We start from the raw sequence: 16,729 nt of genomic DNA on the forward strand, positions 1-16,729 counted from the left end.
TCCATCCCATTCGAGCGCAATCGTGGAACAGAACAGCCGGGCCCTGATCGACGGCTTCAACCGGAAAATCGACTACCTGCGGATGTCGGTCACCGACCGCTGCGACTTCCGGTGCGTGTACTGCATGGCCGAAGACATGCAGTTCCTGCCGCGCCAGCAGATCCTCAGCCTCGAAGAACTGTTCCAGGTGGCCGAGCGCTTCGTCGCATTGGGTACCCGCAAAATCCGCCTGACCGGTGGCGAGCCGCTGGTGCGCCAGGGCATCGTCGAGCTGTGCGGGCGCATCGCCGCCCTGCCCGGCCTGCGCGAACTGTGCATGACCAGCAACGGCTCGCAACTCGGGCGCCTGGCCCAACCGCTGTTCGACGCCGGCGTCTCGCGCCTGAACATCAGCCTCGACAGCCTGGACCCCGGGCGCTTCAAGCAACTGACCCGCACCGGCGATCTCAACCAGGTGATCGCCGGCATCGACGCCTCGCGCCAGGCAGGCTTTCGCAAGACCAAGCTCAACTGCGTAGTGCTCAAGGGCCGTAACGATGACGAACTGGTCGACTTGGTGCGCTTTGCTATCGACCGCGAGCTGGACATCACCTTCATCGAAGAAATGCCCCTGGGTAACATCAGCGAACACCAGCGTGGTGAGTCGTTCTACTCCAGTGACGAGGTGCGCGACCGGCTGGCCGAGCAGTTCACCCTGATCGAGTCCACCGAGTCGTCCCAAGGCCCGGCACGCTACTGGCGCCTGGCCGAAGCGGCGCACACCCGGGTTGGGTTCATCTCGCCGCACAGCCACAACTTCTGCGCCACCTGCAACCGCGTGCGCCTGACCGTCGAAGGCCGCCTGCTGCTGTGCCTGGGCAACGAACATTCGGTGGACCTCAAGCAGGTCCTGCGTGCCCACCCGGGCAACGCCGAGCGCCTGGAAAACGCCATCCGCGACTCCCTGCACCTCAAGCCTTACCGCCATCATTTCGAGGTGGGGGGTGACGTGCAGATCCTGCGTTTCATGAACATGACCGGCGGCTGAACAGCCACCTCTGGATTTCCATGATCGTCCACCCCCGCCCCGACGTGCTGCGCGTGCTGTTCACCCTCAAGGGCTCGATCATCAAGCGCATCGCCCTGCGCTGCCTGATGGTCACCCTGCTGGCCGCACTGATCGTGCTGGTCGAGCGCCACTATCCGGCATTTTTCTACCCGGTCAGCGCCACGCCGTTCACCTTGCTGGGTCTGTCGCTGTCGATCTTCATGAGCTTTCGCAACAACGCCTGCTACGACCGCTGGTGGGAAGGCCGCAAGGCCTGGGGCAAGCTGATCATCGAGACCCGTTCGTTCGTGCGCGAAAGCGTGGTGATCGCCGACCCGGCACTGCGTGCCGAACTGTTGCGCAGCCTGTGCGGCTTTGCCCATGCGCTCAACGCCCGGCTGCGCAACGAGGATGATTTGGCGGCCGCCCGGCCTTGGCTGGCCAACCCCAGCGCGATCAGCGCGCACAATGTGTGCGACACGATCCTGCGCGAAGTCGGCGGGCACTGCTCACGGCTGGCGCAACAGGGGCAGATCAGCGATTGGCGCTACAGCGTGCTGGAACAGCGGCTGGTGGGGCTGACCGAAGTGCAGGCCACCTGCGAGCGGATCAAAGGCACGCCGTTGCCGTTCCCCTATACCTTGTTGCTGCACCGCACCATCTACATCTTCTGCCTGCTGCTGCCGTTCGCCCTGGCTGAACCGCTGGGCTGGTTGGCGCCGCTGTTCACCACCATCGTCGGCTATACGTTTTTTGGGCTGGATGCGATTGGCAACGAACTGGAAGACCCGTTTGGGCGCGATGAGAACGACCTGCCTACCGATGCGCTGGTGCGCACCGTGGAGCGCGATGTGCTGGCCGGGTTGGGGGTTGAACCGCTGCCACCGGCATTGGAGCCGGTGGGGTATGTGTTGAGCTGAGTTTTTTACTGCCTGTGCTGGCCCGCGAAGAGGCCAGTACAGGCAGGGCACTAACCGCGACTTGCGCAAGCCTCGACAGGCTTCAGGTGCGGCACGAAGTTGCACGGCCGGTGGCGCGCATCCAGTTGCTCGGCCAGGATCCCTTCCCACGCTGTTCGGCAGGCCCCGGTCGAGCCTGGCAGGCAGCACACCAAGGTACCGTTGGCCAGCCCGGCCAATGCCCGGCTCTGAATGGTCGACGTGCCGATATCGAGAATGGACAAGGCCCGGAACAGCTCACCAAAGCCATCGATACGTTTGTCCAACAGGCATTCAACGGCTTCAGGCGTACTGTCACGCCCAGTGAAGCCGGTACCGCCGGTGATCAGCACCACTTGCACCTGCTCGTCGGCGATCCAGGTGGCGACCTGGGCGCGGATTTTGTACAGGTCGTCCTTGAGCAGCGCTCGCGCCACCAGGCGATGGCCGATTTCCACCGAGCGGCTGGCCAGCAGCTCACCGGAGGTGTCGTTGTCGTAGGTGCGGGTGTCACTGACGGTCAGTACGGCGATGTTGAGCGGTACGAAGACCGCATCGGGTTTGACGCTCACGGTGGGCTACTCCTGAAAGGGCATTGTCACCACGCTAGAGGCACGGCCGGGGGGCGTCCAATCGATATGGCGTACCGGGTGATCAATGACATCTATCGCTGACTTGGTTAAGGTCAGCATAACCAGACGCCAGGCACTCCCATGGACATCAAGCAACTCAAGTTCCTCATCGCGCTCGACCAGACTCGCCATTTTGGCCAGGCCGCAGCGCTGTGCCACATCACCCAGCCGACGCTGTCGATGCGCCTGCGCAACCTGGAAGACGAACTGGACCTGGTGCTGGTCAAACGCGGCCAGCGCTTCGAAGGGTTCACCGAAGCCGGCGAACGCATTCTGGCCTGGGCCCGCACGCTGCTGGCGGCCCATGACGGCCTGCAAGCCGAAGCCGCCAGTTGCCGCGGCCAGGTGGTCGGCAGCCTGCGCCTGGGCACCGTGCCGCTGGCCAGCTTCAACCCGATGCAATTGCTGTTGCCGCTGCGCGAAAAATACCCCGAGCTGCACTTCCAGATCAGCTCGCACAGCACCGAGCAGATCATGGATGGCCTGAGCCGCAACCAGCTCGACCTGGGCATCTGCTACCTCGACCAAGTCAATGCCAGCTTCTTCGAGGTGATCGAGCTGGGCACCACCACCATGGGCCTGCTGCACGATACCCGGCACTTCCAGTTCCAGGCCGACACCCTGCGCTGGGAAGACCTCGGTGATATACCACTGGGTTTGCTAAGCAAAGGCATGCACTACCGTCAATCGCTGGACCTGAGCTTCCGCAGTCGCAGCCTGGAACCGAATGCCGTGCTGGAAAGCGACTCAAGCTTCCAGCTGATCCAGGCCATCAACACCGGCGTGTGCTGCGCGATCATGCCACTGGATTGCGGGCTGGAAGACTTGAGCGACCACATGCGCATCCTGCCTATCGTCGACGCCAGCATCCACAGCCCGGTGGGCCTGCTGCTGCGCCGCAGCGAGCCGCGTTCGGCGATTGCCGAGCAGTGCTTTGACGAGGCGCGCGCGCTGTTTCAACCCTCCTGAGCGGCCGTCGCCTGGCGGTACTGGCGCGGGGTGAACCCGGTCAATTGCTTGAACTGGCGGCTGAAGGCGCTGTGGTCGGTGTAGCCGCACTGCATCGCCACCTCGGTGATTGGCAAGTCGCTGTGCAGCAAGCGATGGGCATGCTCCAGCCGCGCCTTGTGGATCATCTGCCGTGGCGTGAGGTGGAACACCCGCTTGCAATAGCGCTCCAGCTGAGCCACGGAAATACCCGCGATGCGGGTCAGTTCGCCCATGCTGATGGGTTGGTGAAAATGCCGCCGAATGTGCTCATCCACGGCTGCCAGGCGCTGGTAGGCGGGGTGGGTGTCGGCGGCTGACTGCAGGTCGACCGAGATGCCTACCAGGCCGATGATTGCGCCGTCGGGGTTGAGTAAAGGCCGCTTGTGGGTCAGGCACCAACCCGGTTCGCGGCTGCCGTACAGGTGCAGTTCGAGCTGGTCTTGCAGCACCAGGCCATCCTTGAGTACGCGACGGTCCTGCTCGGTGTAGCCGGGGCCCAGTTGTGCCGGAAAGACCTCGGCGCTGGTCTTGCCCAGCAAGGGTTGCAAACGCTTGAGGCCGCAGCGCTGGACCAGGGTGTTGTTGGCCAGCACGTAGCGGGCGTCGGCGTCCTTGATGAAGATCGCGGCATTGGGGATCGCGTCGAGGATCGGCAGCAGCAGGGAGACCCCGGCGAGCAGAGCCTCCAGGGTGGCGGGCCGGTGCTGGTCCAAGGACTGGTACAGGGTTGCCAGGGGGGGGGCGGTCATTGGGTTGATCTCTAATGGCTTTACTGGCCTCTTCGCAGCACAAGGCTGCTCCTACAGGGACCGCACTGCCTTGTAGGAGCAGCCTTGTGCTGCGAAGAGGCCGGCACTGGCACTGCATCTCCCAAGCCCTTATGCGGTATGGCTTTCAGCCTATCCACGAGCCCACCACCCCGCCACTACTTTTCTGCAACTGTGCCGATTTCGTCATCCACCCTGCAGAAAACCATCAAGAACCGATGCCCCGATCGGTCCACTCTATGCCCCACGCAAGCCGCCCAAGACCTACAAGAGCGCGGCCCAAAAAGCCGCACCTCGTGACATCAGACCTGCCTATCCAAAACCTACAAAAAGGCGCACCCATGTCAGGCAAATTCAAAAAACAGCTCTCATTGCTCGACCTCACCTTCATCGGCCTAGGCGCCATCTTCGGCTCTGGCTGGCTGTTCGCCGCCAGCCACGTCTCGGCCATCGCTGGCCCCGCCGGTATTCTGTCCTGGTTCCTCGGCGGTTTCGCCGTGCTGTTGCTGGGCATCGTCTACTGCGAGCTCGGCGCCGCCCTGCCCCGCGCCGGTGGCGTGGTGCGCTACCCGGTGTATTCCCACGGCCCGTTGCTTGGCTACCTGATGGGCTTCATCACGCTGATCGCGTTTTCCAGCCTGATCGCCATCGAAGTGGTCGCGTCACGGCAATACGCCGCGGCCTGGTTCCCCGAACTGACCAAGGCCGGGTCCAGTGACCCGAGCGTGCTCGGCTGGCTGGTGCAGTTCGCGCTGCTGGGGCTGTTCTTTCTGCTCAACTACCGCAGCGTCAAGACCTTCGCCAAAGCCAACAACCTGGTCAGCGTGTTCAAGTTCATCGTGCCGTTGCTGGTGATCGGCGTGCTGTTCACCTTCTTCAAACCGGCAAACTTCGAGGTCCAGGGCTTTGCGCCGTTCGGCCTGTCGGGTGTGGAAATGGCCGTCTCGGCGGGTGGCATCATCTTCGCCTACCTGGGGCTGACACCGATCATTTCGGTGGCCAGTGAAGTGAAGAACCCGCAGCGCACCATTCCAATCGCGCTGATCCTGTCGGTGCTGTTGTCCACTGCGATCTACGCCCTGCTGCAACTGGCCTTCCTCGGCAGCGTGCCAACCGAAATGCTGGCCAACGGCTGGGCCGGTGTGACCAAGGAACTCGCCCTGCCCTACCGCGACATCGCCCTGGCTTTGGGCGTGGGCTGGCTGGCCTACCTGGTGGTGGCCGACGCGGTCATCTCGCCAAGCGGTTGCGGCAACATCTACATGAACGCCACCCCGCGGGTGATCTATGGCTGGGCGCAGACCGGGACCTTCTTCAAAGTCTTCACCCGCATCGACGAGCAGTCCGGCATCCCCCGCCCGGCGCTGTGGCTGACCTTTGCCCTGTCGGTGTTCTGGACCCTGCCGTTCCCGTCCTGGGAAGCGCTGATCAACGTGGTCTCGGCGGCACTGGTACTGAGCTATGCCGTGGCCCCGGTCACCGTCGCCGCGCTGCGCCGCAACGCACCCGAGATGCCGCGCCCGTTCCGCGTCAAGGGCATGAGCGTGCTCGGCCCGCTGTCGTTCATCATCGCCGCGCTGATCGTCTACTGGTCGGGCTGGAACACCGTGTCGTGGCTGCTGGCCCTGCAAATCGTGATGTTCGTGCTTTACCTGCTGTGCGCCCGCTTCGTGCCAACCCAGCACCTGTCCATCGGCCAGCAAGTGCGCTCGTCGGCCTGGCTGATCGGTTTCTACGCCGTGACCATCCTGTTGTCTTGGCTGGGCAGCTTCGGCGGCCTGGGCGTGATCGGCCACCCGTTCGACACCGTGGTCGTGGCCGCCTGTGCCCTGGGCATCTACTACTGGGGCGCCGCGACCGGCGTGCCGGCGCACCTGGTGCGCCTGGATGGCGAAGACGAGAGCGAAGCCACCGCCGACACACACCTGGGCCACCGCCCTGCCGCTGTCGCCCCCTGACCTCGGCCACCATTCAAGGGACCTGCCCATGAAACACATTCACGTCATCGACTCGCATACCGGCGGCGAACCGACCCGCCTGGTGATGAAAGGCTTCCCACCGCTCAATGGCCGCACCATGGCCGAACAGCGCGACGAACTGCGCGAACTGCATGACCCCTGGCGCCGCGCCTGCCTGCTGGAGCCTCGTGGCAACGATGTGCTGGTCGGTGCACTGTATTGCCCGCCGGTCTCGGAAGACGCCACGTGCGGGGTGATCTTCTTCAACAACGCCGGCTACCTGAACATGTGCGGCCACGGCACCATCGGCCTGATCGCCTCGCTGCAGCACCTGGGGCTGATCGCGCCAGGTGTGCACAAGGTCGACACGCCGGTCGGCCAGGTGAGCGCCACCTTGCATGAAGACGGCGCGATCACCGTAGGCAACGTGCCTGCCTACCGCTATCGCCAACAGGTGCCGGTCGAGGTACCGGGCCATGGCGTGGTGCACGGCGATATCGCCTGGGGCGGCAACTGGTTCTTCCTGGTGTCCGAGCATGGCCAGCGCATCGAGCTGGACAACGTCGAAGCGCTCACCGACTACACCTGGGCGATGCTCAACGCCCTGCAGGCCCAGGGCATCACCGGCGAAAACGGCGAGCCGATCGACCATGTCGAGCTGTTTGCCGACGACCCCGCCGCCGACAGCCGCAACTTCGTCATGTGCCCCGGCAAGGCCTACGACCGCTCCCCTTGCGGCACGGGCACCAGCGCCAAGCTGGCCTGCCTGGCCGCCGACGGCAAGCTCGACGAGGGCCAGACCTGGGTCCAGGCGAGCATCACCGGCAGCCAGTTCCAGGGCCGCTACCAGCGCGAGGGCGAGCGTATTCGCCCGTTCATCACCGGCCGCGCCTACATGACCGCCGACAGCACCCTGCTGATCGACGAACAGGATCCTTTCGCCTGGGGCATCTGACCTGCCCAGGCCTTTTTATTCGCAACCCAGACTGAATACTGCAAGGAGTGACACCCATGAGCGACAACATCTTCACCGGCTGCATGCCTGCCCTGATGACCCCCTGCACCGCCGCCCGTAAACCGGACTTCGATGCCCTGGTACGCAAAGGCCGCGAGCTGATCGAAGCCGGCATGAGCGCCGTGGTGTACTGCGGCTCGATGGGCGACTGGCCGCTGCTGACCGAGGCCGAACGCCAGGAAGGCGTGGCGCGCCTGGTGGCTGCCGGCATCCCGACCATCGTCGGTACCGGCGCGGTGAATACCCGTGAAGCGGTTTCCCACGCGGCCCATGCCGCCGAAGTTGGCGCGGCCGGCCTGATGGTGATCCCGCGTGTACTGTCCCGCGGCGCTTCGTTGATTGCTCAAAAGCACCACTTCTCGGCCATCCTGGCCGCCGCGCCGAAACTGCCGGCAGTCATCTACAACAGCCCGTACTACGGCTTTGCCACCCGCGCCGACCTGTTCTTCGAGCTGCGCCGCGAGTACCCGAACCTGATCGGCTTCAAGGAATTTGGCGGTAGCGCCGACCTGCGCTACGCCGCCGAGCACATCACTTCCAAGGACGATGACGTGACCCTGATGGTCGGCGTCGACACCCAAGTAGTGCATGGCTTCGTCAACTGCAATGCCACCGGTGCCATCACCGGCATCGGCAACGCCCTGCCCCGTGAAGTGCTGCAACTGGTGAGCCTGAGCAAGCAGGCTGCCAAAGGTGATGCCAAGGCCCGGCGCCTGGCCCGCGAACTGGAAGCGGCGTTGGCGGTGTTGTCGTCGTTCGATGAAGGCTGCGACCTGGTGCTGTATTACAAGCACCTGATGGTGCTCAACGGCGACCGCGAGTACAGCCTGCACTTCAACGAGACCGACGCCCTGACCGATGCCCAGCGCAACTACGCCGAGCAGCAATACGCGCTGTTCCGCCAGTGGTACGCCAACTGGTCGGCCGAGCAGAACGTCGCCTGATCCTTGCCACAGGTAGTGCTCGATGACTCGGGCACCGCCGCTCTTCACTCCCGCATTACCAAGGACGCCCCCATGACCCTGACAGGCAACCTGCTGATTGGCCAAACGCCGGTAACCGGCAGCCGCGACGCCATCCGCGCCATCGACCCGGCCACCGGCCAAGCGCTCGAACCCGCCTACCTCGGCGGCACCGGCGAACACGTGGCCCAGGCCTGCGCACTGGCCTGGGCGGCGTTCGATGAATACCGCGAGACCTCGCTCGAACAACGGGCACACTTTCTTGAAACCATCGCCGAACAGATCGAGGCCCTGGGCGATGCACTGATCGACCGCGCCGTCGCCGAGACGGGCCTGCCCAAGGCACGCATCCAAGGCGAACGCGGCCGCACCTGCACGCAACTGCGCACGTTCGCCCGCGTGGTACGTGCCGGCGAATGGCTGGACGTGCGGGTCGACAATGCCCTGCCCGAGCGCCAGCCCCTGCCGCGCCCCGACCTGCGCCAGCGCCAGGTGGCCCTGGGGCCGGTGGCGGTGTTTGGCGCCAGCAACTTCCCCCTGGCCTTCTCGGTGGCCGGCGGCGACACGGCTTCGGCACTGGCCGCGGGTTGCCCGGTGGTGGTCAAGGCCCACGGCGCCCACCCTGGCACCAGCGAGCTGGTGGGCCGGGCGGTGGCTGACGCCGTGAAGCACTGTGGCCTGCCTGAAGGCGTGTTCTCGCTGTTGTACGGCGCGGGCCGTGAAGTGGGCATCGCCCTGGTCAGCGACCCGCGCATCAAGGCCGTCGGTTTTACCGGCTCGCGCAGCGGCGGCATCGCCCTGTGCCACGCGGCGCAGGCCCGCCCAGAGCCTATCCCGGTGTACGCCGAGATGAGTTCGATCAACCCGGTGTTCCTGTTTGACGCCGCCCTGCAGCGTCGCGGCGAAGCACTGGCGCAAGGGTTCGTCGCTTCGCTGACCCAAGGCGCCGGGCAGTTCTGCACCAACCCTGGCCTGGTGATCGCCCGGCAAGGGCCGGCCCTGCAACGCTTCGTCGACGCCGCCAGCGAGCAGGTGCAACGTGCAGCCGCACAAACCATGCTCACCCCCGGTATTTTCAGCGCTTATGAAACGGGCGTTGGCGCATTGGCCGAGAACAGCAACGCCGAAGTCGCCGCCAGCGGTCAACCGGCGCATGGCCCTAACCAGTGCCAGGCCCAGTTGTTCGTGACCCAGGCCAGCGCGTTTCTGACCGACCCGGCGCTGCAAGCCGAGGTCTTCGGCGCTGCCTCACTGGTGGTAGCGTGCGACAGCGACGCGCAGGTGCGCCAGGTTGCCGAGCACCTGGAAGGCCAACTGACCGCGACGCTACAACTGGACGAGGCCGACATCGACAGTGCCCGCGCCCTGTTGCCGACCTTGGAACGCAAGGCCGGGCGCATCCTGGTCAACGGGTGGCCGACCGGGGTCGAGGTGTGCGATGCGATGGTCCATGGCGGGCCATTCCCGGCTACTTCCGATGCCCGCACCACGTCGGTGGGCACCGCGGCGATCCTGCGCTTCCTGCGCCCGGTGTGCTACCAGGACTTCCCAGACGGGCTGCTGCCAGAGGCCTTGCGCCACGGCAACCCGCTGCAACTGCGCCGGTTGCTCGACGGCAAGCGGGAAGGCTGAACCATGGTCGAGCCGCTCAACGCTGCTGAAACTGATATCGCGGTGGTCGGCGCCGGCATCGTCGGCGTCGCCTGTGCCCTGCAGTTGGCAAGGCAAGGCCGTCGGGTGCTGCTGATCGACCGCGAGCCACCTGGCCACGGCGCCTCATTCGGCAACGCCGGGCACCTGGCCACCGAGCAGGTGTTCCCGATTGCCGACTTGTCGATTCTCAAGCGCCTGCCCAGCATGCTGATGGACCCGATGGGCCCGCTGCGCCTGGACTGGAAGTACCTGCCCAAGGCCATGCCCTGGTTCACCCGCTTGCTGCTCAACCTGCGGCCGGCGCCGTTTCAGCGCAGCGTGGCTGGCATCCGTGCGCTGAACGAAGGCAGCCTGGCGGCCTGGCAGCGGTTGTTAGGCTCGATTGGGCGCAGCGACCTGTTCAAGGAAGAGGGGTCGTTGCTGGTGTTCGAACGCAACGAATCGCGCCAGGCACTGGCGGCCTTGCAGGCGCGCATGCAACAGCAGGCGGTGCCGGCAGAGTACTGGTCGGCCGACAGCGTATGGGCAGCGGCGCCTCAGCTGAGCCGCTCGATCCTGGGCGGGCTGTTTTTCCCCCGTACCGGGCATTTCATCGACCCGTACCGCGTGGTCTGCGAGCTGTTCGAAGCGGCCAAGGCCAGTGGGGTTCGCTTCGTCCGGGCGCACGTCGACGGTGGGCACCTGCACGGCAGCGGCGTCAGCCTGGCCAGCGACCAAGGCACGTTCACTGCACGCCAGGTGCTGATCAGTTGCGGCGCGCATTCGGCGAAACTCACTGCGGCCCTTACCGGCAAGCGGGTGCCGCTGGACACCGAACGTGGCTACCACCTGATGTTGCCGGGTGAACATCAACGGCTGCCCTTTGCCGTCACCTCGCTGGAGCGCAAGTTCATCATGACGCCGATGGCCGACGGGTTACGGCTGGCCGGCACGGTGGAATTCGCCGGGCTCGATGCGCCGCCAAGCATGCAACGGGCATGGCAGCTGCACCGGCTGAGCAAGGGCTTGTTCCAGCAAGATCTCGATGCCGAAGGGGCGACGCCGTGGATGGGCTTCAGGCCGTCGTTGCCGGATTCATTGCCGGTGATCGACCAGGTGTGCGAGGGTCGGGTGATGCTTGCGTTCGGGCATCAGCACCTGGGGTTGACTCAGGCGGCGGTGACGGCCGAATGGGTGGGGCGGCTGGCCAACCAGCAAAGAAGGCCGCAGATGGAGGCCTATCGGTTGGATCGGTTTTGAAGCCTGGGGCCGCTTTGCGGCCCAATCGCCGGCAAGCCGGCTCCCACAGAGGCCGGCATGCGCACTACCTGTGGGAGCCGGCTTGCCGGCGATTGGGCTGCGCAGCAGCCCCCTGCATCACTCAGCGATAACGCTCAAGCCAGTGCGCATAAGGCGCCGGCAGGGTCCACGACGCTTTATCCACCCCCAACTCCTTGGCCGCGAAGTACGCCCAGTGCGGGTCCGCCAGGTGCGCACGCCCTACCGACACCAGGTCGAGCTGATTGGCTTTCAGCGCGCCTTCCGCTAGCTGCGGTGTACCAAAGCCCCACGCCGACGTCACCGGCAGGCCTGCCTCGCGGCGCACGCGCTCGGCAATCGGCCCCATGAACGCTGGGCCCCACGGGATGTTCGTCTCAGGGATGGTGAACCCGACGCTGACACTCAGCAGGTCCAGGCCACCGGCTTTGAACATCCGGGCCAACTCGATGGACTCGTCCAAGGTCTGCTCATCGCGGCCGTCATATTCCAGCACACCAAAGCGGGCGGTCAGCGGCAGGTTCTCCGGCCACACCTCACGCACGGCTGCCAGGGTTTCCAGCAAGAAGCGGCTGCGGTTCTCGAAGCTGCCACCGTAGGCGTCGGTACGCTGGTTGGAATGCTCGGAGAAGAAGCTTTGGCCCAGGTAACCGTGGGCAAAGTGCAGTTCGATCCACTCAAAGCCCGCCTCGTGCGCACGGCGGGCGGCATCGACGAAGTCCTGCTTGACCCGGGCAATGTCGTCCAAGGTCATTTCGCGCGGTATTTTCGGCAAGTGAGCGCCGAAGGCGATGGCCGAGGGGGCGATGGTCTCCCAGCCGCGGGCATCGTCGGCGGCGATGTGGTCGTCCCCTTCCCACGGGCGGTTGGCGCTGGCCTTGCGCCCGGCATGGGCAATCTGGATGCCCGGCACTGAGCCTGCTGCTTTGATCGCCTGCACCATCGGCACGAACGCCTGGGCATGGGCGTCGCTCCAGATACCGGCGCAGCCGGGGGTAATGCGCCCTTCTGGCGCGACCGCAGTGGCTTCGACCACCACCAGGCCGGCACCACCTCGGGCCAAGCCGGCCAGGTGGACGTGGTGCCAATCATTGACCATGCCGTCCTCGGCCATGTACTGGCACATGGGCGGAATGGCGATGCGGTTGCGCAGGGTGACGTCTTTGAGGGTATAGGGTTCGAACAATGCGGACATGAGGGACTCCGGGTTCATCTGAATACGATAGTTCGATCATAATCGAACTATGGCAATAATTGAAAGGCCCGTTATCATGTCGACCATGCGAGCCTACAAACATCCCAACCCTGAAGACCTGATCCTCGAGCGCCTGCTTTACGCCTTGAGCGACCCCGTACGCATGGAGATCGTGCGCCACTTGGCGGGCGTGGCGGAGGCCAGCTGCGGCGAGCTGGACGGCGGCCGGCCGAAGTCGAGCATGTCACACCATTTTCGCGTGTTGCGCGATGCGGGGTTGGTGCATACGCGTAATGTCGGCACGACCCACATGAACTCGCTGCGCAGCGAAATGCTCGACGAACGGTTCCCTGGGTTACTGGCGTGCATTCTGCGGCAGCAGTGATTCCTGCCCGCGAAGAGGCCCGCACCACCAGCATCAAGTCTGTTCCTTACGCAGTGCAAACCTGCACACCTGCCCTCCCCTCAGCATGCATTCTTCATGGCTGACCTCGGCGCCCCCCAACGTCCCGATCAGCGCCAGGTCCAGCTCACACACCACCGGGTGCGCCTTGGCCAGGTGATGGAACACGCAATTGTGCGCGACGATCTGCGGCTCACCGGCTGAGCGAAAGAACACCTCTGCCTCATACCCGGCCGTGTTCATGTGCTGAACGATGCGCGCCTCATCCACCACCTGCCGCTCCAGGTCTGCCGCCAGCTTGCGCCCCAACTGGCGCATCAGCACCTGCAGGGCGTCATGGCCGATGATGCCGGCCACTTCAGCGATCAACAGATTGGCCAACAGCGGATACTGCCGCGGGAACAACTCGCGGGCATGCTCAGTGAGCTGGTGCAGTTGCTCCGGACGGCGCCCGGTAGGCCGGGTGGCACCGCGCATCACCAGGCCGTCACGCTCCAGTGCGGCCAGGTGCTGACGCACGGCGGTACGGGTGATGGCCAGGGCCTGCGCCAGGTCGTCGATGCTCATGCCAGCCGGCTGATGCAGCAACGCGTGGAGCAGGTCCTGTTGGGTACGGCCAAGCCCTTCGAGCATCAGAACTTGTCCGGGAACTGCTTGACCAGCGCCGCCGTCAAGGCGTCCGCCAGTGCCAGGATATGCTCGCGCATCATCCCCCAGGTGCGTGCTTCACCGGCATAGTCGCCAGTGGCAAGCTGGTCGATCTGCGCAATATGATGGCCGCCATGGGCGCCGAGCATCGTGATCAGGGTCTGCTCGGGCAGGTTGGGGTTGGCCTTGGCCAGGAACGCGGCAAGCGCCTTGGCGTTGCTGGTCAGGTCATCGACAGCGGCCTGCTGGCCTTGCTTGTCCTTGCCGACGGTGGCGTCACTGTAATGCTTGATAGCGCCCCAGTGGCCGGCGAGCAGCTTGAGCAACTGGTCGGCTGCCGTCTGGCCGTACAACGGCGCAATGCTATTGGCGATGCGGGTGGCATCGGCGACCACTTCGTTGGCGGCGACTTCGGCTTGCTTGGCATTGCCGGCCTGGTTGGCCACGGCGTAATTGCGGACCCAAAATATGTGCTCGACCCACAGGTCGCGCAGGGCCAGGCGCGTGGTCAGTGCACCGGCTTGGGCAGGTTTGGCGGCGGGGGTAGCGGTTGCGTAACTCTGGCTCCATGCCGGCTGCGCACACAGGGCTAACAGCAGTAAGGCAGCAATCTTGAGGTTCATGACGGCACCCTCCTGGAGGGGATCGACTGACAAGATTAATTTAAGCATCAAAATATGTTTTTATTGGCTCCCGCCAGGGTTTCCGATCAGCGGCTTTGCCCGGAAACAAAAAAGCCACGAGGTCACCCCCGTGGCTTTCGTTCACAACAGTGTCGCTTACAGCGCCATGTCGTTCTCAGGCTTGCTTTCAACCGCTTTGCCTGGCGCAGCACCGAAGTCGACGCTGGCATCGATCACGGGCGGCTTCTCCAGCTGCAGCACTTCAGCGGTGTAGTTCCACTCTTTCTGCGTGGCGGCTGCCGAATCATTCAGCTTGGTACCGTAGCTCGGCACGATCTCTTTGATCTTGGCTTGCCACTCAGGCGTCGCCACCTTCTCTTTGAACACGGTTTCGAGCACGTTCAGCATGATCGGCGCAGCAGTCGAAGCACCTGGCGAGGCACCCAGCAGGCCGGCAATGGTGCGGTCCTCGGAGGCCACGACTTCGGTGCCCAGCTTCAGCACGCCGCCTTTTTCGGCATCACGCTTGATGATCTGCACGCGCTGGCCGGCCTGCCACAGGCGCCAGTCTTCTTTCTTGGCGTTCGGGAAGTAGGTGCGCAGGGCTTCGAAGCGGTCGTCGTCAGACAGCATCAGCTGGCCCGCGAGGTACTCGACCAGCGGGTACTGTTCGATACCGACCTTGGTCATCGGCCACACGTTGTGCAGCGTGGTGCTGCCCAGCAGGTCGAGGTACGAGCCGTTCTTCAGGAACTTGGTCGAGAAGGTCGCGAATGGCCCGAACAGGATCACGCGCTTGCCGTCCAGCACGCGGGTGTCCAGGTGCGGTACCGACATGGGTGGCGCGCCGGTCGAGGCGATGCCGTAGGCCTTGGCCATGTGCTGCATGGCAACGGTTGGGTTCTCGGTCACCAGGAACGAGCCGCCCACCGGGAAGCCGGCGTATTCCTTGGCCTCAGGGATGCCCGACTTCTGCAGCAGCTTCAGCGCGCCGCCGCCGGCACCGATGAACAGGAACTTGGCGTCGGTGGCCGATTCGGTACCGTCCTTCAGGTTCTTGTACTCGACGTGCCAGGAGCCGTCCTTGTTGCGGGTGATGTCCTGCACTTCGCTGGACAGCTTCAGGTCGAACTTGTCCTGGGTCTTCAGGTGGCCAACGAACTGGCGGGTGATCTCGCCGAAGTTGACGTCGGTGCCGATCGGCGTCCAGGTCACGGCCAGCTTCTGGTTAGGGTCGCGGCCTTCCATCATCAGCGGGACCCACTTGGCGATCTGCGCGTGGTCCTCGGAGTACTGCATCGGGCGGAACAGCGGGCTGGCCTGCAGCGCGTCATAACGCTTCTTGAGGAACTTGATGTTGTCATCGCCCCAGACGAAGCTCATGTGCGGGGTGCTATTGATGAACGAATGCGGGTTCTTCAGCACGCCCTGACGCACCTGCCACGACCAGAACTGGCGAGAGATCTGGAAGGCTTCGTTGATTTCGATGGCCTTGGTGATGTTGACGTTGCCGTCTTTGTCTTCCGGGGTGTAGTTCAGCTCGGCCAGCGCGGAGTGGCCGGTACCGGCGTTGTTCCAGCCGTTGGAGCTTTCTTCGGCGACGCCGTCCAGGCGCTCGACCATTTCCATCGACCAGCTCGGCTCCAGCTCATGCAGCCAGACCGCCAGGGTGGAGCTCATGATGCCGCCACCGACCAGCAGCACGTCGACTTTCTTGGTTTCTACCGCGTGCGCTTGCATGACGCTCGCCGCGACAGCCAGACCCAGCAAGGTCTTGCCAGCTTTCTTGAACATTGATCAATCCCAATGGTTAGCACGTAAGGGAGGCCTAGGCGGGGCCTCGTGTCGTTCTGTCCTTCAGCGCGCGCTTGTTATTGATCATTGGAGTCAGCAGCCAAGAGAAACAGTGAACGCCCAGCCGATGGTCGAATTGACCCACCATCGCTGAAACGTTTTTCCGATTGTATCTGAATTGCCAGCACAAACAAATTGAGGGGCCGCGCGTCAAGGCGACAGGTTGTCCCAGCCACGCGGGAATATTCGACAGCGATTGCAGTATTCTTCCGTCACCCCTACTATTGCGATCATTTCTCATTCGCACCAGTACGCGCTCGCGCCGGATGCCGCCGTGGTTTCGATACCTGAGTTGAACACCTCGATCCATGCCCTGTACCACAGCCATTCGCGCTGGTTGCTTGGCTTTTTGTACCGGCGCCTGGGCAGCCGTTGCGATGCTGCCGACCTGGTTCAGGACACGTTCCTGCGCATCCTCAACCGCCCGCGCCAGTTCGACGGGGAGCGCGCTGAACGCTCCTACCTGGCCACCATCGCCCGTGGCCTATGCGTGGACCACTGGCGGCGCCAGCGGCTGGAGCATGCCTGGCTGCAACAGCTGGCGTTGCAGCCCGAAGCCGTGCAGCCCTCCCCCGAGCAGCGAGCGATCATCGTCGAAACCCTGCACGAGGTGGACGCGATGCTGCTGCGCTTGCCCGGCAAGGTGCGCCAGGCGTTTCTGCTGGCACAAATCGATGGCCTGGCCTACCGCGATATCGCCGCGCACATTGGCGTCAGCGAACGCATGATCAAGAAGTACCTGGCGCAGGCCTTTTTGCACTGCGCCATCCTTGAAGCCGAACTCGACGGCGTGCTGGTGGAATGACG

General features: G+C 64.3%; 16 protein-coding genes. 10 read left to right on the plus strand and 6 right to left on the minus strand.

The genetic code is table 11. The features are described from left to right. Positions 1-22: 22 nt before the first annotated feature. Together moaA and LOY53_RS20035 are read left to right on the plus strand one after the other, a co-directional pair. A complete protein-coding gene (gene moaA / locus LOY53_RS20030) occupies positions 23-1,027 on the plus strand; it encodes a GTP 3',8-cyclase MoaA (RefSeq protein ID WP_027594624.1) in 1,005 nt (334 codons plus the stop codon). Between the two features lie 20 nt (positions 1,028-1,047). Then, entirely contained in the window at positions 1,048-1,947 is a 900-nt protein-coding gene (locus tag LOY53_RS20035) for a bestrophin family protein (protein ID WP_258703178.1), read from the plus strand. 50 nt (positions 1,948-1,997) lie between these two features. On the opposite strand, the gene moaB is transcribed toward LOY53_RS20035, so the two are convergent. Further along, entirely contained in the window at positions 1,998-2,537 is a 540-nt protein-coding gene (moaB, locus tag LOY53_RS20040; RefSeq protein ID WP_099430188.1) for a molybdenum cofactor biosynthesis protein B, read from the minus strand. A gap of 141 nt (positions 2,538-2,678) precedes the next feature. On the opposite strand from moaB, the gene LOY53_RS20045 reads away from it, so the two are divergent. Then, the gene (locus tag LOY53_RS20045; protein ID WP_258703179.1) at positions 2,679-3,566 is read left to right on the plus strand and encodes a LysR family transcriptional regulator; all 888 of its coding nucleotides are present in this window, start codon (positions 2,679-2,681) and stop codon (positions 3,564-3,566) included. Here the strand turns inward: LOY53_RS20045 and LOY53_RS20050 are convergent. Continuing rightward, positions 3,554-4,336 carry an AraC family transcriptional regulator gene (locus LOY53_RS20050; RefSeq protein WP_027594628.1) on the minus strand — a complete coding sequence of 261 codons (783 nt, stop codon included), beginning with the start codon at positions 4,334-4,336 and terminating at the stop codon, positions 3,554-3,556. The two genes, LOY53_RS20045 and LOY53_RS20050, sit on opposite strands and share 13 nt — an antisense overlap. Before the next feature lie 359 nt (positions 4,337-4,695). Here LOY53_RS20050 and LOY53_RS20055 point away from each other — a divergent pair, with 359 nt between their 5' ends. The 5 genes from LOY53_RS20055 (at position 4,696) to LOY53_RS20075 (ending at position 11,181) form a co-directional block, all read left to right on the plus strand. Beyond that, entirely contained in the window at positions 4,696-6,312 is a 1,617-nt protein-coding gene (locus tag LOY53_RS20055) for an APC family permease (protein ID WP_252825448.1), read from the plus strand. Positions 6,313-6,340: 28 nt separating this feature from the next. Then, entirely contained in the window at positions 6,341-7,267 is a 927-nt protein-coding gene (locus LOY53_RS20060) for a 4-hydroxyproline epimerase (RefSeq protein ID WP_258703180.1), read from the plus strand. 56 nt (positions 7,268-7,323) lie between these two features. Next, on the plus strand, positions 7,324-8,271 hold the full coding sequence (locus LOY53_RS20065) for a dihydrodipicolinate synthase family protein (protein ID WP_258703181.1): 948 nt from the start codon (positions 7,324-7,326) through the stop codon (positions 8,269-8,271). 72 nt (positions 8,272-8,343) lie between these two features. Then, complete coding sequence (locus LOY53_RS20070) at positions 8,344-9,921, plus strand: aldehyde dehydrogenase (NADP(+)) (RefSeq protein WP_252825451.1); 1,578 nt, start codon at positions 8,344-8,346, stop codon at positions 9,919-9,921. Positions 9,922-9,924: 3 nt separating this feature from the next. Continuing rightward, positions 9,925-11,181, plus strand: coding sequence for an FAD-binding oxidoreductase (locus LOY53_RS20075; protein ID WP_258703182.1), 1,257 nt, complete (start codon positions 9,925-9,927; stop codon positions 11,179-11,181). Positions 11,182-11,302: 121 nt separating this feature from the next. On the opposite strand, the gene xenA is transcribed toward LOY53_RS20075, so the two are convergent. After that, positions 11,303-12,394, minus strand: a complete 1,092-nt coding sequence (gene xenA / locus LOY53_RS20080; protein ID WP_258703183.1) for a xenobiotic reductase XenA — start codon at positions 12,392-12,394, stop codon at positions 11,303-11,305. 49 nt (positions 12,395-12,443) lie between these two features. Here xenA and LOY53_RS20085 point away from each other — a divergent pair, with 49 nt between their 5' ends. Next, a complete protein-coding gene (locus tag LOY53_RS20085; protein ID WP_027594635.1) occupies positions 12,444-12,779 on the plus strand; it encodes a helix-turn-helix transcriptional regulator in 336 nt (111 codons plus the stop codon). A 33-nt stretch (positions 12,780-12,812) separates the two neighbouring features. Here the strand turns inward: LOY53_RS20085 and LOY53_RS20090 are convergent, their stop codons facing one another. The 3 genes from LOY53_RS20090 to mqo all read right to left on the minus strand — a co-directional run bounded on the left by LOY53_RS20090 (position 12,813) and on the right by mqo (position 15,862). Next, on the minus strand, positions 12,813-13,430 hold the full coding sequence (locus LOY53_RS20090; RefSeq protein ID WP_252825453.1) for a metalloregulator ArsR/SmtB family transcription factor: 618 nt from the start codon (positions 13,428-13,430) through the stop codon (positions 12,813-12,815). Continuing rightward, a complete protein-coding gene (locus tag LOY53_RS20095; RefSeq protein WP_252825454.1) occupies positions 13,430-14,068 on the minus strand; it encodes a hypothetical protein in 639 nt (212 codons plus the stop codon). Before LOY53_RS20095 ends, LOY53_RS20090 begins: the two co-directional genes overlap by 1 nt. A 156-nt stretch (positions 14,069-14,224) precedes the next feature. Next, positions 14,225-15,862: a malate dehydrogenase (quinone) gene (gene mqo, locus LOY53_RS20100; RefSeq protein WP_027594638.1), complete on the minus strand. Its 1,638-nt coding sequence runs from the start codon at positions 15,860-15,862 to the stop codon at positions 14,225-14,227. Positions 15,863-16,196: 334 nt separating this feature from the next. Between mqo and LOY53_RS20105 the strand changes: the two genes are divergently transcribed. Continuing rightward, entirely contained in the window at positions 16,197-16,727 is a 531-nt protein-coding gene (locus LOY53_RS20105) for a sigma-70 family RNA polymerase sigma factor (RefSeq protein WP_252825456.1), read from the plus strand. Positions 16,728-16,729: the final 2 nt, after the last annotated feature.

It is taken from the genome of Pseudomonas sp. B21-031, assembly GCF_024748985.1.
GTDB classification, from domain to species: Bacteria; Pseudomonadota; Gammaproteobacteria; order Pseudomonadales; family Pseudomonadaceae; genus Aquipseudomonas; species Aquipseudomonas kermanshahensis.

Coding starts and splice junctions, on each gene's coding strand:
- LOY53_RS20090 (WP_252825453.1), bottom strand. CDS start 13,430: ATGCTCGAAGGGCTTGGCCGTACCCAACAGGACCTGCTCCACGCGTTG.
- LOY53_RS20065 (WP_258703181.1), top strand. CDS start 7,324: ATGAGCGACAACATCTTCACCGGCTGCATGCCTGCCCTGATGACCCCC.
- mqo (WP_027594638.1), bottom strand. CDS start 15,862: ATGTTCAAGAAAGCTGGCAAGACCTTGCTGGGTCTGGCTGTCGCGGCG.
- LOY53_RS20050 (WP_027594628.1), bottom strand. CDS start 4,336: ATGACCGCCCCCCCCCTGGCAACCCTGTACCAGTCCTTGGACCAGCAC.
- LOY53_RS20035 (WP_258703178.1), top strand. CDS start 1,048: ATGATCGTCCACCCCCGCCCCGACGTGCTGCGCGTGCTGTTCACCCTC.
- LOY53_RS20070 (WP_252825451.1), top strand. CDS start 8,344: ATGACCCTGACAGGCAACCTGCTGATTGGCCAAACGCCGGTAACCGGC.
- LOY53_RS20095 (WP_252825454.1), bottom strand. CDS start 14,068: ATGAACCTCAAGATTGCTGCCTTACTGCTGTTAGCCCTGTGTGCGCAG.
- LOY53_RS20045 (WP_258703179.1), top strand. CDS start 2,679: ATGGACATCAAGCAACTCAAGTTCCTCATCGCGCTCGACCAGACTCGC.
- xenA (WP_258703183.1), bottom strand. CDS start 12,394: ATGTCCGCATTGTTCGAACCCTATACCCTCAAAGACGTCACCCTGCGC.
- LOY53_RS20060 (WP_258703180.1), top strand. CDS start 6,341: ATGAAACACATTCACGTCATCGACTCGCATACCGGCGGCGAACCGACC.
- LOY53_RS20055 (WP_252825448.1), top strand. CDS start 4,696: ATGTCAGGCAAATTCAAAAAACAGCTCTCATTGCTCGACCTCACCTTC.
- LOY53_RS20085 (WP_027594635.1), top strand. CDS start 12,444: ATGGCAATAATTGAAAGGCCCGTTATCATGTCGACCATGCGAGCCTAC.
- LOY53_RS20075 (WP_258703182.1), top strand. CDS start 9,925: ATGGTCGAGCCGCTCAACGCTGCTGAAACTGATATCGCGGTGGTCGGC.